At 63.6% G+C, this 19,664-nt stretch carries 14 protein-coding genes; 4 read left to right on the top strand and 10 right to left on the bottom strand.

Annotated features, from left to right (window positions below; translation table 11 throughout):
• Nucleotides 1–69 precede the first annotated feature (69 nt).
• Both AC1DCJ_RS08000 and AC1DCJ_RS07995 read right to left on the bottom strand, forming a co-directional pair.
• Nucleotides 70–1,275 carry a DUF4785 domain-containing protein gene (locus AC1DCJ_RS08000; RefSeq protein ID WP_478070632.1) on the bottom strand — a complete coding sequence of 402 codons (1,206 nt, stop codon included), beginning with the start codon at nt 1,273–1,275 and terminating at the stop codon, nt 70–72.
• 10 nt (nt 1,276–1,285) lie between these two features.
• Complete coding sequence (locus tag AC1DCJ_RS07995; protein ID WP_478070631.1) at nt 1,286–2,167, bottom strand: lipase family protein; 882 nt, start codon at nt 2,165–2,167, stop codon at nt 1,286–1,288.
• A gap of 258 nt (nt 2,168–2,425) precedes the next feature.
• On the opposite strand from AC1DCJ_RS07995, the gene AC1DCJ_RS07990 reads away from it, so the two are divergent.
• Complete coding sequence (locus AC1DCJ_RS07990) at nt 2,426–3,271, top strand: acid phosphatase (protein ID WP_478070630.1); 846 nt, start codon at nt 2,426–2,428, stop codon at nt 3,269–3,271.
• 102 nt (nt 3,272–3,373) lie between these two features.
• Here AC1DCJ_RS07990 and AC1DCJ_RS07985 read toward each other — a convergent pair whose 3' ends face one another.
• From AC1DCJ_RS07985 to AC1DCJ_RS07975, 3 genes are all read right to left on the bottom strand, one after another.
• Entirely contained in the window at nt 3,374–3,853 is a 480-nt protein-coding gene (locus AC1DCJ_RS07985; RefSeq protein WP_478070629.1) for a hypothetical protein, read from the bottom strand.
• Nucleotides 3,841–4,335 (bottom strand): hypothetical protein, encoded by a 495-nt coding sequence (locus AC1DCJ_RS07980; protein ID WP_478070628.1) that lies wholly within the window; start codon nt 4,333–4,335, stop codon nt 3,841–3,843. The genes AC1DCJ_RS07985 and AC1DCJ_RS07980 overlap by 13 nt, the downstream gene beginning before the upstream one ends.
• Nucleotides 4,336–4,615: 280 nt before the next feature.
• A complete protein-coding gene (locus AC1DCJ_RS07975; RefSeq protein ID WP_313423423.1) occupies nt 4,616–6,883 on the bottom strand; it encodes a TonB-dependent receptor in 2,268 nt (755 codons plus the stop codon).
• Between the two features lie 223 nt (nt 6,884–7,106).
• Here AC1DCJ_RS07975 and AC1DCJ_RS07970 point away from each other — a divergent pair, with 223 nt between their 5' ends.
• Together AC1DCJ_RS07970 and AC1DCJ_RS07965 are read left to right on the top strand one after the other, a co-directional pair.
• Nucleotides 7,107–8,132 carry a TIGR00266 family protein gene (locus AC1DCJ_RS07970; protein ID WP_478070627.1) on the top strand — a complete coding sequence of 342 codons (1,026 nt, stop codon included), beginning with the start codon at nt 7,107–7,109 and terminating at the stop codon, nt 8,130–8,132.
• Between the two features lie 117 nt (nt 8,133–8,249).
• Nucleotides 8,250–9,242, top strand: a complete 993-nt coding sequence (locus AC1DCJ_RS07965) for a patatin-like phospholipase family protein (protein WP_038691445.1) — start codon at nt 8,250–8,252, stop codon at nt 9,240–9,242.
• A 539-nt stretch (nt 9,243–9,781) separates the two neighbouring features.
• Here the strand turns inward: AC1DCJ_RS07965 and AC1DCJ_RS07960 are convergent.
• From AC1DCJ_RS07960 to AC1DCJ_RS07940, 5 genes are all read right to left on the bottom strand, one after another.
• Nucleotides 9,782–10,849 carry a DUF6708 domain-containing protein gene (locus AC1DCJ_RS07960; protein WP_478070626.1) on the bottom strand — a complete coding sequence of 356 codons (1,068 nt, stop codon included), beginning with the start codon at nt 10,847–10,849 and terminating at the stop codon, nt 9,782–9,784.
• Nucleotides 10,850–10,868: 19 nt separating this feature from the next.
• Complete coding sequence (locus AC1DCJ_RS07955) at nt 10,869–13,622, bottom strand: T6SS effector BTH_I2691 family protein (RefSeq protein WP_478070625.1); 2,754 nt, start codon at nt 13,620–13,622, stop codon at nt 10,869–10,871.
• A 1-nt stretch (nt 13,623) separates the two neighbouring features.
• Nucleotides 13,624–14,535: a hypothetical protein gene (locus AC1DCJ_RS07950; RefSeq protein ID WP_478070624.1), complete on the bottom strand. Its 912-nt coding sequence runs from the start codon at nt 14,533–14,535 to the stop codon at nt 13,624–13,626.
• Nucleotides 14,532–17,240: a type VI secretion system Vgr family protein gene (locus tag AC1DCJ_RS07945; RefSeq protein ID WP_478070623.1), complete on the bottom strand. Its 2,709-nt coding sequence runs from the start codon at nt 17,238–17,240 to the stop codon at nt 14,532–14,534. Before AC1DCJ_RS07945 ends, AC1DCJ_RS07950 begins: the two co-directional genes overlap by 4 nt.
• Nucleotides 17,241–17,769: 529 nt before the next feature.
• On the bottom strand, nt 17,770–18,252 hold the full coding sequence (locus AC1DCJ_RS07940) for an Lrp/AsnC family transcriptional regulator (RefSeq protein ID WP_038691453.1): 483 nt from the start codon (nt 18,250–18,252) through the stop codon (nt 17,770–17,772).
• Between the two features lie 127 nt (nt 18,253–18,379).
• On the opposite strand from AC1DCJ_RS07940, the gene phhA reads away from it, so the two are divergent.
• Complete coding sequence (gene phhA, locus AC1DCJ_RS07935; RefSeq protein ID WP_478070704.1) at nt 18,380–19,276, top strand: phenylalanine 4-monooxygenase; 897 nt, start codon at nt 18,380–18,382, stop codon at nt 19,274–19,276.
• The last annotated feature ends 388 nt before the right edge of the window (nt 19,277–19,664 follow it).

The raw sequence follows: 19,664 nt of genomic DNA, 5'->3' as shown, positions 1-19,664 counted from the left end.
CGCGCAGCCACCCATGGGGTGGCTCTACCGCCGGGCGACGGAGGGTATCGCCTCCGTCGCCCGCCTTGCCTAGAACTTCAACGCCACCGCGCGTGACTCGATCGGTGCCATACGGCCCTGGTCCTGCAGCTGCAGGTCGCGCAGCTCGAACGGGGCCGCATACCCGCGCGGCAACGCCACGCTGGCGAAGGGCAGCGCGATGGCACCCGCGCCGACGCGGTCGAACCACGCCGCGCTGTGCGCCTGCGCCACCGGCCGCAGCTGGCCGTCCGGGCCGGTGGCGTACAGCGTGCCGCGCGCCTCGTAGCGACCGGGCGCACCAATCTGCAGCGGCAACGTCACCGTGCGCCGGGCGAGGTCCACCTCGGCCTGCCCGGTGAAGCGCGCGGTGGGCTGGGCCACCGCGAAGGCCACCTTGCCATCGCGCTGCACCCCGTTGGCGCTGACGAAGGCCTGCAGTTCCCACAGCCCCTGCACCGGGCCAATGTCCTGCGGAATCGTCACGCGTGCGCGCAGGCCGTCCTTGCCGGCCACCAGCGGCACCGGCCAGCTGCGGCCATCCGGGGCCACCAGCAACGCCTCGCCGCCGGCCGGCAGGGTGCGCGCGGCCGCCGTGGCGCCGGCCAGCGTGGCCGTGCCACGGTCATCCACCAGGCGCGCGCTCAGTTCCACGCTGCCACCGGCCAGCACCTGCTGGCGGCTGGCCTGCAGTTGCAATGCCACCGTGCTGTTGGGCTCCAGCACCTGCACCACGTAGCGGCCCTGCGCCTGGGCACTCTGCAGGCGGTAGGTGCCCACCGCTGCACTGCGCCCGGTGCGCACCATCGCGCTGCCCTGCCCCACCGCCATGCCGGCCGCACGCAGCTGCTGGTCATCCACGACCTTGTCCACCGCCAGCGTGCCGGCCGGGTCGCGCACCTGCCACTGCTGCGGTGCCAGCGCGCGGGCGCCTGGCGCCGGGCTGACCTGGATCACCGCATCCGGTGCGGTCAGCGGCAGGTCCAGACCGCGTTGCAGGGTGGCCGCATCCACCATTTCCCAGTAGCTGCGGCTGCTGGCCACGAAAGGCGCAGGCGCGGTCAACGTCGCGGTGGGGTCCAGTGCCCAGGCAAAACTCACCGGGGCCCGCTCGATGCCGTCGGCCTGCAGGGGCGCGCTTTCCACGCGCGGCGCCAGCTGGTCGCTGCTGCGGGCCAGCAGCGGCTGCGCGGCGTGCAGCGGGAGGGCCACCAGCGCCGCGGCAACAGCGACGGCAATCGTCAGTCTTGAAGTCATGGCGTGCTCCTCACAGGGTCAGGTCGTTGCGCAGGATCGTGCCCAGGCCGAAGCACTCGCGGCGGCTCTGGTTGTGGCTCAGCGGCTCGGCGCCCTGGGTGCGCGCCTTGTCGGTGAACCACAGGGTGCCGGCGGCCTTCTGGCTGCTGCACTCCAGGAACCCGTCCGAGCAGCTGTTCAACCAGTTCTGGGTGAACTCCAGCCCCACGTTCTGCGCGTACCCGCCGCAGTAGCTGTTGCTGTCCCACACCGCCGACTCCACGTCCGAGCCGACCATCGCGCGGAACGGCTTCGGCAGGGCCGGGCGCCCGGCGGTGCCATACAGGTTCTGCGCGTTGTAGGTGGCCATGTGACCCACCTGCTGCTGGCGCACGGCATCGCTCTTGTAGCCCAGCAGCCAGCCCACCGAGGTCTCGAAGGTATTGCCGTTGAGCGCGGCATCGGCCAGCGGCGTACCGGCCGAGGACGGTGCCAGCGCGGTGACCTTGCCGATGGTCTGGATGATCTTCGGGTAGCGGCTGTCGTAGGTGGGGTTGGACAGGATCCAGCGCACCACGTTGCCGCCGTTGGAGTGGGTGATCACCACCAGTTTGGTGATGCCACGGCTGTTGATGAAGGTGGTCAGCTGCCCGGCCAGGCAACCGGCCGCCTCGGGCTTCCACATGTACTGTTCGAAATCGCAGTTGATGACCGTGTAGTTGCTGCTGTTGGGCAGCCCCTGGCGCACGGTATCGATGATGCCCGGCTGCCAGTAGTCCGTGCGTGCGTCGGTCTGCTTGCCGGTGCCGTGCACGAACGCCACGCCCACCACATCGGCCGCGTGCGTGGTGCCGCACGCCAGCATCAAGCCCAGGGCGAGTCCACCGCCCGTCCATCCCGCGTTGCTTCGCATCCGTTTGCTCCCTTGCAGGTGATCCCCCTGATGACCGGCGCTACCGCGTTGCCATGCAGTGCATCTATCCATAGAGATATGACGAGTGATGGCGCCTGCGCCGAAGCTATGTCGCGCAGCGGTTCAATTCCGTGAACCAGTAGCGGGTTTCCGTCATCCATCTGCCGGGCGTGCCGGATCTGGCCGCATGACCAACGGCCACTGTCGCGGCCGGGTGAAGCTGCGATCATGCCGGCTCCCCCTTTGCGAGACCTGCCGATGTCGTCGTCTGCCGCCCCCGTCCTGCGCCCCCTGCTGACCGTTGCCGTGCTGGTGGCCCTGGCCGGCTGTACGACCACCGGCATACCGCGCACCACGGCCGTGGAAGCATCGGTCACGACCAAGGCGGTGGGTTACCTGCAGGCCGACGCAGTGCCGGCCAGCCTGGCGCTGGTGCCGGCGCCGCCGGCGGCCGGCTCGGCCGGCTTCGCGCTGGATGAACAGGTCAGCCGTGAAGCCCGCGCGCTGCGTGGCAGCCCCCGTTTCGCGCAGGCCCATATCGATGCCGAACTCGGCTTTCCGGCCGGTGCCAACCAGTTCTCCTGCGCCATCGACATGGACGTGGACGCGGTAAAGACGCCCGCGCTGTACCGCCTGCTGGAACGCAGCCGGATCGATGCCAGCTCGGCCACGCGCACCGCCAAGAAGCACTACCAGCGCGCGCGCCCGTTCATGGTCAACGGCGAACCCACCTGCACGCCCGACGATGAAGAAGGCCTGCGCGGCAACGGGTCGTACCCGTCCGGCCATACGTCCATCGGCTGGGCGTGGGCCTTGATCCTGTCCGAGATCGCCCCCGACCGCGCCGATGCGATCCAGCTGCGGGGCCGCAACTACGGCGAGAGCCGCCTGGTGTGCAACGTGCACTGGCAGAGCGACATCCTGGAAGGGCGGTTCATGGGCGCGGCCGCCGTGGCACGCCTGCACGACAACGCCGCGTTCAATAAAGATCTGCTGGCTGCGCGCAGGGAGATCGCCGCGGCACGCAAGGCCGGGCTGCATTCGGCACGGGATTGCGCGGCTGAAGAAGCGGTGTTGAAGGTGCGGCCGGCGAGCGCGTTGTAAGGCCGCAGGGAGAGGTAGGGCCGGCCGCTGGCCGGCTCCTCGATGGTCATGAGATGCGGCGGCGCCGGGCTTGTGGTTCCGGCGTGAGCTAGGCAGTGACTGCTATTGAAGATCGACCTTTCGTGCCTTGGCAATCAACACCCAGTGCCCATCCCCGCCCCTCACATAGAAGTAGCAATCGGTGCAGACGTAATAGCTGAGACACTCAACGCGCTGGCTCCCTCTCCTCCATTCGATGTGCTCATGCCCGCGTTCACTGTTGTTGAACACGGGTTCCGCACGTAATAGCCGGGTGATCTCTGACTCTGTTTTCCCAATGAAGGAAGCCGGATCGGTAGCATGCAGATCCAAGGCAAATGGCCTGGCAAGCAGCCGACGCATGCGAGCATCGCTCCGGTAGAACTGACGGAATGGGACAGCGCGTAGCACGCGGACGAGCGTTCGCCTGCTTCGCACCGATTGCACCGCACCGAATCTGGACATCATTTTGAGAAACGTGCTGACGAGGCGCGAGATGACGTACAGCGGGAGTGCGAAGAGTAGGAGAAAGACCATTGAAACAAGCTCTTTCAGATACCACATGCTGAGCCCTTCCTGGCGTTGACACTGGCAGAAGAGACCGGGCGGAGCTCTCGACGCAGCATCCTCAACTTCAGCAACTCCACGAGCAGTAGCAGGCACCCGCTCAGCACCAACAGGYTGGTTGGGGCGACATCCAGATGGCGAACCAGCGTCAGCGCAAACGGCACGGATGGCATCAACACCATCAGCCGCAGCGGCATCTGCACGTACGCAAGATAGGCACCGAGCCTGCTGCGCCATAGCAGCAACGCGCAGGAGGCGAAAAGACTCAGCTGCAGTACCCAGCTGGGCGCGAGGAACATCAGTGCCGCCCATCCATGGCTGTCCAGCACCGCGACCGACCCACTGATATCGTGGAGGTACGGGGTGCGGCCTTGCCGAAGCGCGGATACGAGGTAGATGAGTATCTGGGCTGCATCCATGCAGCCCCACAGCACCAGTGCCCCGCCGCGTGTCGATGGTTTGCGTTGAGTAGTTTCCATCGTTCCAGCGGCCTCTGGGAAAGGCGCGCTGTGCCGCACCCGGTATTTTATCCGCGAGTATGCCGAGCGTAGGACGGTGCCGGGAATGCAATAACTTGCAACGCGGGGCCCGGCACTACCGATACGGCGGTACCGATTGGTGACACAGCGATACAGCGGTCGGCGGTCGGCGGTCGGCGCGACGATGGCGGCACACAAGAAAACGGCGCGGATTTCTCCGCGCCGTTTTCGTTTTCAGGGGCCTGCCCACCAACGGTGGGCACCTACCGCATGACGTGCATCAGAACTTCGCGGTGAACTCCACGCCGAACGTGCGCGGTTCGTTGAGGAAGCCGGTGAGGTTGTTGAAGTCGATCGCGCCCACCACGCGCACCTGGTCGGTCAGGTTGCGGCCGTACACGGCCACGTCGTACTGGCCGTAATCCCAGTTGTAGCCCAGGCGCAGGCCACCTTCCAGCGACGAGCGGCTGCGGAACTCCGGCGACTCGTACAGGAAGAAGTTCACTTCACTGCGGTAAGCCCAGTCGGTGTACACGTACAGCTCGCTGGCGTCGTTGATCGGGAAGCCGGCGCGCAGGGTCAGGTTGTGGATCCACTTCGGCGCCTGCGGCAGCGAATTGCCGTTGACCAGTGCGTAGGTGGCGCCGTCGATGACCGTGGTCGGGTCGGTGATGGTGCAGCCGCCACCGCAGATCGCCACCGCCAGGTCGCGGTCCTTGATCTCGGTGTCGTTGTAGCTGCTGCCCAGGGTGAGCAGCACGTGGTCGGTGAGGTAGGCCTCGAAGTCCAGTTCCACGCCCTGCCCCAGGGTCTTGTCGGCGTTGAGCAGGGTGGCGGTGTTGTTGCTGCCGCCTACCGCGATCAGCTGCTGGCCATCGACGTTGTAGCGGAACACGTTGAAGCCCAGGCGGGCGCGACGGTCGAACAGGTCGGCCTTGATGCCGGCTTCATAGGAAATCACCTTCTCCGAGTCGGCCTGGGAGACGCCACCGAAGGCCAGCCGGCCCTGGATCGACGGCGCGCGGAAGCCCTTGGCCACGCGTGCATAGGCGTTGAGGTTGTCGGTGATCTGGTAGACGCCGCTCAGGTCCCAGCTGACGTCGTTGACGTCGGTGTTGGCCAGGTACGGGCCGCTGACCGGCGTACCGAACGGCACGGCCTGCAGCACACTGGCGCTGAAGTCCTTCTTGTCCTGCGTGTAACGCACGCCACCGCGCAGCTTGAAGCGCTCGGTCACGTCGAAATCGCCGGACACGAACGCCGCCCAGGCCTTGTTGCGCTGGCTCTGCACGGCATGGCCGTTCTGCGGGTTGCCCGGGGCCAGCGAGTCGTAGTTGAAGCTGTCGATGGTGACGTCTTCATCGAAGTAGAACAGCCCCGCCTGCCAATCGAAGCGGCCCCATTCGTTGGATTCGATGCGGAATTCCTGGGTCCACTGGCGGTGGTGCGGCAGGCCATCGGCCGACTCGGAGGCGAACGGGATGTTGCCCGGGCCATAGTTGCCCGCGCCCAGGAAGCTGGCGCCGTAGCCGCCGTCGATGTCGCCATGGTTGAGCGATTCGGCGGTTTCATAGCCGGTGATCGAGTGCAGCGTCACCCGGCCCAGGTCCCACTTCAGGCGCGCGCTGGCACCCCAGGTTTCCAGTTCCGAGAAGTTCTGGCCGTCGGTGGAGACCTCGTCGCGGTCGAAGTTCTCGACCAGCTGGTTGGTGCCCGGCTTGAGGATGTTGGCGCGGAACAGGCGCGCGGTGCCGTTGAGCTTGCGCTTGTGCACGTTGAACAGCGCTTCGAGGTCGTCGCCTTCGTACAGGAACTGCAGGCGGGCGGCGGCTTCGTCATAGCCTTCAAAGCCCTGCGCGGGTGCATTGGCGCGGGTATTGGTCACCCAGTCATCGCGGCGCTGGTACAGCGCCGACACGCGTGCCGACCAGCGGTCGGTCAGCGGGCCGCCGTAGGCGCCCTGCGTGTTCCAGGTGTTGTAGCTGCCGTAGGCCACCTTGACGTAACCGTCGGCGTCCTGCGACGGACGCGCCGAATCGAACTTGACCACGCCGGCCGGGGTGTTGCGCCCGAACAGCGTGCCCTGCGGGCCGCGCAGCACTTCCACACCGGCCAGGTCGAACAGCGGGAAGCCCTTCAGCAGCGGGCTTTCCTGCACCACATCGTCATACACCAGCGAAACCGGCTGGGAGGCATTGAGATCGAAGTCGGTATTGCCCAGGCCGCGGATGTAGAAGCGCGGGAAGGCACGCCCGTAGGACGATTCGATGTTCAGGCTGGGCACGCGCGCGGACAGGAAGCGGATGTCGTCGCCGGCCGAACCGAGCACGTCGAGCTTCTCGCCCTGGATGGCCGAAATCGACACCGGGACGTCCTTGGCGTTTTCCACACGGCGCTGGGCCGTCACCTGCAGGGTGTCGAGGGCGACCGGATCCTTGGTGGCGGGGGCGTCCTGGGCTGCGGCCGTCAATGGCAGCAGGGCGGCAAGGGCGATGACGAGCGGGTGCACGGACGGAAACCGGCCGTGGGCAGTGCGGTTCGGGAACATGGCGTTTTAGGCTGTGTTGGGAGGGGTGGTGGACCGGCGCTACCAGACAATTGTTGCAGTACAGCAACAGCGTCGCAAATTCCGGTCATTCATTACCAAGATCCGGCCACCCGGATGTGAAGGCGGATTGCGGTTTTCGACGCCGATCACGACTTCCGGCCCACTCAGCCCTCCGTCGACCGCCCTAGACTGGCTCCCTCCTCCGTCTGCCAGGCACACCGCCATGACCCAGTGGTATTTCCATACGTCCGGCCAGGCCGACCGCACCGGCCCCCTCGACAATGCCGCCGCCCGCCAGTACGCCCACCTCAACCCGCGGGCATTGGTCTGGTGCGAGGGCATGAGCGGTTGGATGGCGATCGGCGAGGTGCCCGAGCTGCTGGCCGGCAGCGTCGCCCCGCAGGGTGCGCCGCCACCGCTGCCCGGCCCCGGTGGCCGCAGCCAGCGCGCCGACGACATCGAGTTCCGCATCGTCGGCCATGAAATGCAGTTCGTGGAGATCGAGCTGGACCCGGGCGAAAGCGCCATCGCCGAGGCCGGCGCGCTGATGTTCAAGGACGCTGCGGTGCAGATGGACACCGTGTTCGGCGACGGCTCGCACAGCGGCCAGGGCGGCGGCTTCATGGACAAGCTGATGAGCGCCGGCAAGCGCGTGCTCACCGGTGAAAGCCTGTTCGCCACCTTGTACACGCACACCGGCCAGGGCAAGGCCAAGGTCGCCTTCGCCGCGCCCTACCCCGGCACGGTGCTGCCGATGAAGCTGGACCAGCACGGCGGCCGCCTGATCTGCCAGAAGGACAGCTTCCTGGCCGGCGCGCGCGGGGTGCAGATCGGCGTGCAGTTCCAGCGCAAGATCATGACCGGCCTGTTCGGCGGCGAGGGCTTCATCATGCAGAAGCTGGAGGGCGACGGCTGGGTGTTCGTGCATGCCGGCGGCTGCGTGGTGGAGCGGGAACTGGCTGCCGGCGAGCGACTGGACGTGGACACCGGCTGCATCGTGGCCTACCACGCCAGCGTGGACATGGACGTGCGCCGCGTGGCCGGCATCAAGAGCATGGTGTTCGGCGGCGAAGGCGTGTTCCTGGCCACGCTGACCGGCCCGGGCAAGGTGTGGCTGCAGTCGCTGCCGTTCTCGCGCCTGGCCGGGCGCATGTGGATGGCCGCGCCCCAGGCCGGCGGTCAGAGCCGTGGCGAGGGTTCGGTGCTGGGCGGCATCGGCCGGATCCTGGACGGCGACAACCGGTTCTGAGGGGGCTGGCCGATGGCCGGCAACCCGATATAAACCGGCGCCCCGCCATTGCCGTCCAACGGCCGGCAGTACCGGTATGCTGACGCCCTCGATGCCCATTCACTTTCTGCCACGCCGATGAAATCACTGCACCGTATTCGCCTGACGCTGTCTGTTGCCGCTCTCGGCCTGCTCGCCGGCTGCGGCGGTGACCCCGTGCGCCCGACCCCGCCACCGGTGGCCACCCCGGTGGTGCAGGCCAAGCCAGTCAAGATCGGCATCGCCCTGGGCGGCGGCGCGGCCAAGGGCTTTGCGCATATCGGCGTGATCAAGATGCTGGAAGCCAACGGCTTCGAGCCGGTCGTGGTGTCCGGCACCAGCGCCGGCAGCGTGGTCGGTGCGTTGTACGCCAGCGGCATGGACGCGTTCCAGATGCAGTCCAAGGCCGTGGCCCTGGACGAAGCCAGCATCCGCGACGTGCGCCTGTTCTCCGGCGGCCTGGTGCAGGGCCAGAAGCTGCAGGACTACGTAAACGCGCAGGTGGGCAACCGCCCCGCCGAAAAACTGCAGAAGCCGTTCGCGGCCGTGGCCACCAACCTGGACACCGGCGACCGCGCCGTATTCGTGCGCGGCAACGTGGGCCAGGCGGTACGTGCGTCCAGCAGCATCCCCGGCGTATTCGAGCCGGTGAAGATCGGCAAGAACAGCTTCGTCGACGGCGGCGTGGTCAGCCCGGTGCCGGTGGACGCCGCACGCCAGCTGGGCGCCGACTTCGTCATCGCCGTGGACATTTCCAGCAAGGCCAGCGGCAAGTCGCCGACCGGCATGCTGGGCATCGTCAACCAGTCCATCTCGATCATGGGCCAGCGCCTGGGCGAGCAGGAACTTGCCCGCGCGGACATCATCATCCGCCCCAAGGTGCTGGAGATCGGCGCCGCCGATTTCAGCCAGCGCGGCTACGCGATCCTGGAAGGCGAGAAGGCCGCGATGGCGGCGATGCCCCAGATCCGCGCGAAGGTGCAGCAGCTGCAGCGGGCGCGGGCGGCCGCGGTTGCGCCGCCGCCGCCGAAGCCCAAGTGCGATGAACCGTCGCGCGTGGGCCGGCTGATGGGGCGCAAGGAAAAGTGCTGATCAAGGTTCTTTAGCGCCGGGCTCTGCCCGGCTGCTCTCCCCCAAACGACGCAATGGCACGGGCCCCTGCCTACGCTGCACTGCCGCTCGCCGCGTTCAATCCATTGGACCCAGCGGCAAAGTGCCGGTTCCGATAGATGCCATTGAACGACGCGTGGACAGTGCAACCGGTGCCGCGTAGTACCCGATGTCTTAAGCTCCTGACCCCGGCAAAGGGGACGCGGGCTCTGGAGCACCGTCTCCGTCAGCCTCAACTACGTAAGTATCTGAATACGTGTCGCCCAGTTGAGGCGGGTCGCCGGATTGGCGACGGGCCGCGACCTCCTTGCGCAGGTTCACCCATCTGGCCAGCCGAGCATGGAGAAGATCGACTCTGCCGTACGGATCATCTTCTTGAAGCGTCGCCCTATCCGATAGCCAATGAAGATCACCACCGCTATGTTCATGACCTTGTGTTGTCACAGCGCAGACACTCCCTCGGCAGCCATGGGCATCGCCGAAGGGCGCCTTCACGCGTTCTTGCCTACTACGCACTGTGTCTAGGTTGGCCTACCGACAGAGCTTTCCGACTTGTCGACAACCTTGACTGCCGAAGCTCTGAGCTTTGCCGCCATCTCCGGGCCGTAGTCGTCGGCAGTAGTCAGCTTCGGCACGGGCGCACCGGGCAGTCCGGCGCGACGAATGATCCTGGGCCACCATGCAGGCCAGCACAGAAGCAGCGAGAGCCAATGGCAGATGCTGTGCATTAGCAGCAAGGGCGAGAGCAGAAGCGCGAATGTGAGCACCATCCCCTTGTCACCGTTGTGCCAAGAAGGCTTCATAAAACTCAAAGTTGATCGAACAGAATCCCATGGCCAAGGAAACATCGAACGAAGCCTGGTCGGACTAGGAACGGCATTGATGCCCTCCTCCATGTAACGCCGGATGTACTCCCATAGTGCTTCAGCCCTATCGCGGTCTGACAGAGTACCGCCGACCAGACTAAAATCGTCGAAACCTGCACCGCTGTAACGCGCCGGCCAAACTAGTGCGAGCACGCCATCGCCAAGACGCGAGCCCTTGTCACCGCCGCTTATATCCGCAACGGTAGACTCCCAGGGAAATGTCACGATTCCGCCGGCATAGGAGGGACGATTTATGTGCACCTGCCGGGTGAGTCTGTTAAAGCGAATCACAAGCCGTCGCTGAGTGAAGATCTCCAAGCGAATCCAGCGCCAGCCGAATCGGAACAGAACAATGTTGGCCGCAAGCCAAACAAGGATAGAAAGGGGAGCGAATATATATCCCTCAGTAGTAAGGGGATATCCCATAGGGCCTATGCCCGAAAAGATGCTCCGAATGCCCGGGAGAACTAGATTGAAAAATATCTGGCATTGAAGAAAATACATCAATCCAATGAATAGGAATGCAACTACGCCTCGCCGATCCTCCTGCCAGGCAGCCTGCACATCCATGAATCTTTCGTTGACTGCGAATATTGCCTGCTCATCGTGAGGCGCTGTATTCAATGCTACCAGAATTTGTGAATTGCCCTCTGCCGCTGAAATGCGAATATTCTCTTTTGATTCCTCATCAAAACAGGTGATTTTTGATTCCCAATAGATCATTTCCAAAAGGTACATCGTCTTACGCGCCCTGCTTTGTAAGTTGAAAAATCGCAAGAAGTTCTTCCGCTGAGCTCCGATATTGCCGCCTACTTTTGTCTTTCCTAAAAACACTCCTGTCGCACCATTCTTCAAGATCCGTTGGGCTCAAGAGAATTATAAAGACTGTGAGTGCTGCGGCGGCCCACCCCATACGCGCGCCCCACGTCCTCAACATTAGGATCACTGCTTCGCGCGCGAGCAATCGAGCTGCCAAGCCGCTTGAATGCGTCAGCATGATGCGTAGAAGTGGATCCCGCGCACGTCCCATCATTACCCGTAGAAATGGGGCCGAACCGGCAAAGGAGATTGTTGCGCCGATTGCGGCCGCAGACGCCGCGACTACGCCTCTGGACGCATAGGCCAGCGAAAGAATCTGGTGTCCCCGGCGGTAGCTGTCATGAGCGGAAGACCCATCGAGCACCGCACCGATCAGTCCTGCCGTACCGGCTAAAGCCCCACCATACAAACCAAGCCGCCCCCCCCATACCCGCGAGTACGCGGATGTTTGCGCTCCCCTATTGAAGTTGTTTGCGACCCAGTTCGCCCCTTCTTCGAAAATAGCAATGACCCCGCCAGTAAGCGCCATACCCGAGGCAATGAACTCGGCTCCCTCGCGGGCGGTGGCATCATCTTTGAATATGCTCTTCCCTTTGATGATGAGATTCACAGACTCGAATAGAGTAGCCATTGCTAAGACACGCCCTTGGTAGGCGCCACCAGAACGCCCCTTTGCCAACTCTCTTTCGATGCCCTCGCGAATGAACCGATTCATCTGTCCTCGCCAGTAGGCTGACATGCCATTGCCGGCCGAGCTTGCATGGAACTCCGCGACCGRAAATTGCTGAGCATATGACCCCATTCGAAGCTGCATTGCCCTCACTAGCAGCCTCATCAGTGCTTGATCAACCACCGTGTTGGTCGCTGTGTTGTATGCCACTCGTCCAAGCTGTGCGTACCAGCTCATCAGCACACCAAGCAGACTACGCTTGAACCACGTCACTTGTCCTGCGTCTTCGCATGCACGGAGTGCAGCATTCGATTTGTCAAAGAGCTCCAGCGCTTTGGATGTGAACTCCTGTGCGGACGCAGCGATCTCCCAGCCATCTACCGACGGGTGTTCGCGTCTTGATAACTCCAGTGCTTGGTGCAGTTGCTTCGCCAGCGGGAGGTGGTTGAGCGAGTATATTCGCCAGGCGAGATTCCCTTCAGCGATCTGATCCGCTCCCTCGTCCAATAGCTGCAAATTCTTCCACCACCCGTCCAGAACCAGGCGCGAGCTCTCATCTGACTCCATGCCGGACATTGCCATACCTACCTGCACCGCGAAGGCCCAACCCCTTTCAAGATCTTCTTGATCGTAGCTGCGCAATGCCAACTTCAGCATCGGACTCGTCAACCACGCCAGATGATCAGGCGCTCGTTCGCGCATTTTCTGCTCGCAAGGCGTCGCCAAGACGTTGAACTCGTTCAGGATACTTGCTTGCTCTCCATCCAAAAGCGATTCTATCTTGGCGAACTGAGACTTGGTCAGCGCATGCGCCTCCTCGATCGATCTTTTCCGCTGTCCAAATATGTCTGCTTCGCGCGCCGCCCGAACGATGGCTATGGTCGGGCCTGGGTCAATGAATCCACCTTTTCTTTTTAGCTCCTCAAGCTCCCGCTCGGTTTGGTCGTATGGTGCATTGCTGACCGTAACCGCCCAATCTGTCGCCACCTTGAGGCGATTTTCGAGCACACCGTCTCTGAGCTCCGCATACTGGTGTGCAGCCAAATACTTCCATTCATTGTCGACACCATTCTTGTCGACAATGTGCATCCACTCCTCAACGCCCTCCATGGCGCGGTTACGCCATGCATTGAGCTCTTGGGTAATCCCAATTGCATCCTGTAGCGCGATTCCGACCCCACCAGTGCTTTGCAGAAGTTGCAGTGCATCTTTCAGAACACTCAGGGATTCATCGAGCTTCGATCGATAGGGTCCACCTGGCCGCCCTGCAAACTGCGGTGCGGGCCGAGGCTCTTGCGAGTCGCAAAGGGCGGGGAAGGGTTGTTCATTCAATGCTGCAACCATCGGTTCTCGGAGTTTGGCGATGCTATTGATGTCTGTAGTCGCCATGTACTCAAGGACAAAGGATGACATTGCTCGTGGCGAGATCGCGAACTCTTGAACCCCTTGCTGATTCATCCATTGTTGTGGGCTAAACCCCTGTAGAGAACCGTTAGCAAGAAACGCGGGCGCTTGCTCGATGAGCTCGGCTTCCTTGCTCTCAGAGAGAGGGTCGGGCGTGAAGAGCCAGTACGACATGCTCACCTCTTCGGGCGATTCAATAGCCACCATGAGTGCATTGGCCGATTCTGCCATCCGTTTACAGGCGATGTCCGATGTCTTCCTATCCGGCGGCTCACCTCGAAAACGCATCAGACGTCCACTGGGTCGAACGTAGTAGCTGTCCAAGTGACGAAAGCCGCCGCGGTCCAGCACTATGTATATGTAACCTTCCCGCATCATCCTGATCGCATACTTCGAGGTCTTCAATTCCGGCAAAGACTCCCCTGCGCTCGGTCCGAGGTTCGGAACCATGTCCATAACGTATGAGTCTTCGCTAAAGAACGCGGAGTAACGGAATGGATGGATCAGCAGACCCGGCTTGTCACAATTCTTGCAGGCTCCTTGCTCGCAGGGTGATGTCGAATTGACGGCCGCCTCCACAATTCTGTTCTTCATCCACGTCATATCAGCCTGCTCCATGCTTGATGATTAGCGTATCTCTGATTCGATCAAGCTCTTCCGGCCCCAACCTACCAAGGGTTTGGATCAATGAATTACCCGTACTCGGCTTTCCATTGAGGAGCGCGGATATGCTCGGTGACGTATGAAAGTCGCAGTCGAGCATGAGCGCGTGAGCAAGAAGGATCACACTGTCCAAGATGTTCATTCGGCACGGCCTGCTCATTATGGACTGGGCAAAACGGTGGGCCTTTTCGATATTGACTTCGAGTACATCGAGTTTACGCAAGGTCTCAAGCGTCTCATTGATCAACTGCACCCTTTCGTAGTTGAAGGAGTTTCGTATCGACCGTTCTACTGCCTGCTCGGGTCTACCGTCCATGCACGACCATTGCAAATCTGCCTGGAAGTCCAAGAAGGCCAGTCCAGAGAGTGATCGACTCACAAACTGCACTTGCTGACGTGACATCGCGTAGGGCCAGTGCGGCACGGACTTGGAGTCGAAGACTCTCATAGGGTCGCCTGATCCCATGCGTCTTTCGTTGTCTATCACCCTCTCCAAAGTTCCCTTGAGGCATTCAGTAGTTGTTGACGACCTGATCCACGCGATCACCTGCGACCTGGACCTCCTCTTTCTTGCGGCCCGGTAGAGCGATACGGACTCCTGCAAGACCTGTTCGTTCTTGCGCTCGATTTTGACCAGATGAAGAGGTGCATTGCGGTATCCATCGATCTTTATCGAGACATGTTCAGCCGATGTTTCTGCGCCAAATACCGAGCTGAGCCCGACCGTTGCATCGAGTAAGACATACAGATCGCTTTGCAGCGACGTGGTTCTGCTTATCAGATAGCAGGTGTCTGCGATCAGATGTTCTTCACCTCGCCCCGCCGATTGGACAGCAATGCTGATTTCTCTCATCCGGCACTGTCCTTATAATCACAGCCGCCTAGGTGCCCATCGCTATGGTCCGAAATCAGCGTCGCTGCGCTAGGCGCGGTCCACTCCCGCTGCGTGCCCTTGAACTCCACCTTCCCGGGCGCGCCCAGTTCGATATTGTCGCCCTCGATCCGGATGTAGGCGCCGGCCGCCGTCGCCAGCAGATGCTTGCTTGGCGCAGACAACTGCACATCGGCCTGGGTACTGGTGATCTTCACATTGGTCTTGGCCGCGAGGATCGCCTGGTTCTTGTGCGCACGCGCACTGACCTTGCCCTGCGCGGCGTGCAACGCGATCCCGCGTTCCTGGTTCGGACTGTCGGGTTTCGGCTCGGCACCGGCGGTATACAGCACCAGCCCGCCGGCCACCGCCATCGTGATCGAGCCCTGGCTCAGCCAGTTCAACGCCACGCCTGAGGCCAGCGTGGTGTGCGTGCCACTCACCCAGACCTGGTCGGCCGGGGTCAGGCTCATCACACCGGCCACGCCGCTGCCCATCAGCACCGGCTTGTCCCAGCCGGGGGCATCGCCGTCGCCGCCGCTGATGCTGCCCGCCGCGCTGCCGCTCTGGGTGGCGCGCAGGCTTTCCTGCAGTTGTTCCAGCGCGTCGTGCGCCTGCAGCGTGGTCGGCTCCTCGGGCAGTTGGGCCTGCTGGTTCACTGCCGATTCGTTGAGCGAATGCAGCAGTTCGGCGCTTTCCTGCAGTTGGGTCAGTGCCTGATTGGCGGCCAGCTGCGGTTCGCCAGACTCGGTGCTCAGCAGCAACCCCTGCCCGGCACGCAGTGACCCGAAGGCCTGCGTAGAAAGCTCGGCGCCGAAGCCGCGCTCGGTTTCGCGCACGTTGTCTTCGCCGCCTTTCAGATGGCCCAGGGTCAGCGTGGTTGCGTGTTGAGTGGTGGACAGCTGCGCACGGCCTTGACCGGGCGTGTCATCCAGGCGCATCTGCTGGTAACCGCCCTGCCCGCCCTGGCTGTCGGCTAGCGCCTGACTCTTGAAACCCGTGTAAACCGCAGGGTGTTCATTGCCGTCGAACCACGCCGGCGCATTGCCGGTGGCGTCGGCACCGCCGCTGGCGACCTGGTTATGGGCGGCATCGGTCTGGCCGCGGCCGTTGTAGACCGCGCCGACCACGACCGGCCGGTCGATGTCGCCTTCAAGGAACGCCACCAGCACTTCCTGGCCGCGACGGGGCAGCACCACGCCGCCCCAGTTGTCGCCGGCCCAGGGGGTCATCACTCGCATCCAGGTCCACGCTCCACCGTTGGCCGGGGCGTTGTCATCGCCGCCGGGATGGGCCAAGCCGGTGCTCGATGCACCACCGCGCTGCCACGGGAACTGCACCTTGATGCGATGGTCCCGATCGGACTGCAGTGGCTCGCCGTCGCTGACCACGATGGCGCTGAGTGTGCCGGTGATCGACGGACGCGGATGCAAACGCGTGCCGTGGCCGTCTTCGGTCTGCGGGCGATACACCACGTCGGCCGGAATGGCGACGAAGCGGTTGTCGTAGAAGGTGGTGGTGAGAGTCGCCGTCGAGTTGATCACCGACAAGCCACTCAACGCGCCCGGCAAGCTGAGCGGCGCCTGCGCGGCCGGCCCAAGCTGCTGCTCCAGCGCGTCGAACACATCGGCCTCGAAATTGTTGCGCGCCTGGTGCTGCACCGACAGGCATAGGAACGCGGTGCCCGCATCCACGCCGGGATGCTGCCCCAGCTGGAACTGCGCCCCGGGCGCGAGCTGGCGCCATTTGCCCTGCCCTTCAATCGTATGCGCGCGCACGCGCAGCGCATCCAGGTGCTGCTGCGCGCGACGCTGGCCACGCGCGTTGTCCTGCCAGCCGTACGGGCCGCAGGTGTCGGCGTCCTCACCGATGCCCTCATAGGGCGTCAGTGCTTCGGCACTGGCGTGTCGCAGTTCAAGACTGCGATGGTCCCAGGTAGTGCGGGTCACCTTCGCAGTACACCAACGTTTCGACACCGACCACTGCTGCACGCTGTCAGTGCGTTCGGACGCATCCCCGCGATGGAAGCGAACCGGCCCCAGCTGCGCAGCCGCATGCTGGTGGTCGGCCAGCACCAAGGTATGCGCACCCAACGACGCACTGGCCGGCTCGCCCGCATGCTCGAACCAGTAATAGATGCCCTCTTCGGCCAGCAGGCGCTGCACGAAGGCCAGGTCGGTTTCCTGGTACTGCGTGGTCAGGCTGCGCTTGGCGTAGAGGCTGCGGTCGGTCAGGTCCCAGCGCCATGCCGGTACCAGGCCACTGTAGTCGGCGAAGACGTTCTCGACGATGTCGACCACGCTGGCGTCATGGAACACGTAGCTGTCGACGCGCTGGCCCAGGAAGGCCAGCCATGGCTGCAGGCGCAGGCGATAACGCGCCAGCCCGCCATTGCTGCCGATGCGTTCGACAGCAGTGATGCGTCCATGGAAGGCGCGCAGGTCGCTATTGGCCAGCTCCAGCTGCAACAGCGCCGGTTGGCCGATCAACTCATCCAGTGGGAGGCCGGCCTCCAGCGAGAGCGCGGTGATGGACCATTGAAACCCCGCGCCATCGATCTGCTCGAGGCCATCGAATGTTTCGGCTACCAATACGCCAGAGCCCAGCGCCGTGTGCAGGCGCAGGAACCGGCGCGCGTCACCTGCCCGCAGCGCCGCCACCAAGGCGGCCGTCATTGAACTGTCCATGTTCACATCCTTGTTGATTCGCCGACAGCCTTCGCATTCAACGGCTCAGCGGCCGGTGTAATGCTGGGGTTTGTCTTGCGCGTGGCACCGCCGGCGGAATGGTCCGCCGTGGCTCCGCCACGTTCATCCAAGTACGGATTCAACCATGAATCCGCTGGCGTATGTTGTGATCCGTTTCCCACTGCCCCGTGGCGTGGCGCTCCGGCACCCTGTTCCATCCGTCATCTCCCTAACGCACGCGCGCATGGTGCGTCGCGCGGCGTTGGGGGTTACAGAGGCAATTGCGTCAGCAGGAGAAAGGGCGAGGCCGCGGATACTGCGCACACAACGGCAGGACGCCTGTTTATCGGAGCAGGATTAAACGCGTTTCAATGTTGAGCATTGCGACGCAGTGCACAGTCGACCAACGGTCGACTCTACCGCTTTGGTGTGGTCGCGCAGCCGACCAACGGTCGGCTCTACCGTGTTGGAATGGCCGTGTGGGCGACCAACGGTTGGTTCCCCCACGTGATCGTGTTTGCGATCCGCGTTATTCCAGCTGCGACAACGGCAGCGCGCGGAAATCCTTCACCGTGCGCAGCACGAAGCTGGAATTGACGTCGGCCACGCCGGCGGCGTTGAGCAGTTTGTCCAACAGGAAACTGGAGAAGTGCTCCAGGTCGCGCACGTAGATGTGCAGCAGGTAGTCCATGTCGCCGGTGAGGGCGTGGCAGGCCACCACTTCGTCCCACTCCACCACGCTGTCGGCGAACACGCCGATGGCGTGCTGGTCGTGCTTTTCCAGCTGCACGCGGACGAACGCCTGCAGGCCCAGGCCGATGCGCCGGGGTTCCAGCCGCGCGCCGTAGCCGGCGATCACGCCCTCGTTCTCCAGGCGCTGCACGCGGCGGAGGCAGGCCGACGGGGACAGGTTCACCCGGGCGGCCAGTTCGGCGTTGGTGGCACGGCCGTGCTGCTGGATTTCAGCCAACAGGCGCAGATCCGTGCGGTCGAACTGGGGTTCTCCGGCCATTGCTGCTCCGCAACATGAGGTGGACGCAATGATATTGCGCCAGTTGGGCATATCCGCGCAACTTTGCAAACCTCTTGCGCGCCCCATGCCCTAGCATCGTCAGATGACTTCCCAGGAGACCACCACGATGGAAACCGCCACCGCCCCGCGCCGCGTCGAACACCAGCAGACCGACAAGGGTTACGTGCCGGTGTATACCACCGCGATCGTGGAACAGCCCTGGGACACCTACACCGCCGACGACCACGCCACCTGGAGCACGCTGTACCAGCGCCAGCGTGCGCTGCTGGAAGGCCGTGCCAGCAAGGAGTTCCTGCACGCGCAGGACGAGATGGGCATGAGCGCGCACATGATTCCGCGCTTCGACCAGCTCAACGAGGTGCTGGGCGCCGCCACCGGCTGGACGCTGGTGGGGGTGGAAGGGCTGCTGCCGGAACTGGATTTCTTCGACCACCTGGCCAACCGCCGCTTTCCGGTGACCTGGTGGATCCGCCGCCCCGACCAGATCGACTACATCGCCGAACCGGACATGTTCCATGACCTGTTCGGGCATGTGCCGCTGCTGATGAACCCGGTGTTCGCCGATTACATGGCCGCTTACGGCCGCGGTGGCGTCAAGGCGCATGCGATCGGCCCCGAGGCGCTGCAGCACCTCACCCGCCTGTACTGGTACACGGTGGAGTTCGGGCTGATCAACACCGACGAAGGCCTGCGCATCTACGGCGCCGGCATCGTGTCGTCCAAGGGCGAATCGCTGTACTCGCTGGAGTCGGCGGCGCCGAACCGGATCGGCTTCGATCTGGAGCGGATCATGCGTACCCGCTACCGCATCGACACGTTCCAGAAGACCTACTTCGTCATCGACAGCTTCGAGCAGTTGATGGAGGCGACCGCGCCGGACTTCACCCCGATCTATGCGGCGCTGGAAGCCAAGGACCATCTGCCCGCCGGTGACGTGCACGACGGCGACACGGTGTTCCAGAAGGGCACCGGCGAAGGCTGGGAAGACGGCGGCGATGTCTGATCGGTAGAGCCGACCGCTGGTCGGCTGCCGTTCGCGCGACATTGCCGCGGGCGGTATGGATGTGGAGCAGCCGACCAACGGTCGGCTCTACCCGCTGGCTTGGGCCTGCTTCAGAAGGGAACCGGCGAAGGCTGGAAGACGGCGGCGATGCCTGATCGGTAGAGCCGACCGTTGGTCGGCTGCCGTTCGCGCGACAGTGCCGCAGGCGGGTTGGATGTGGAGCAGCCGACCAACGGTCGGCTCTACCCGCTGGCTTGGGCCTGCTTCAGAAGGGAACCGGCGAAGGCTGGAAGACGGCCGCGACGTCTGATCGGTAGAGCCGACCGTTGGTCGGCTGCCGTTCGCGCGACAGTGCCGCGGGCGGGTTGGATGTGGAGCAGCCTAGCCG

This window comes from Stenotrophomonas sp. 10N36, from assembly GCF_056395005.1.
The sequence above is the reverse complement of the archived record's forward strand: the minus strand, read 5'-3'. Positions and strand labels throughout refer to the sequence as shown.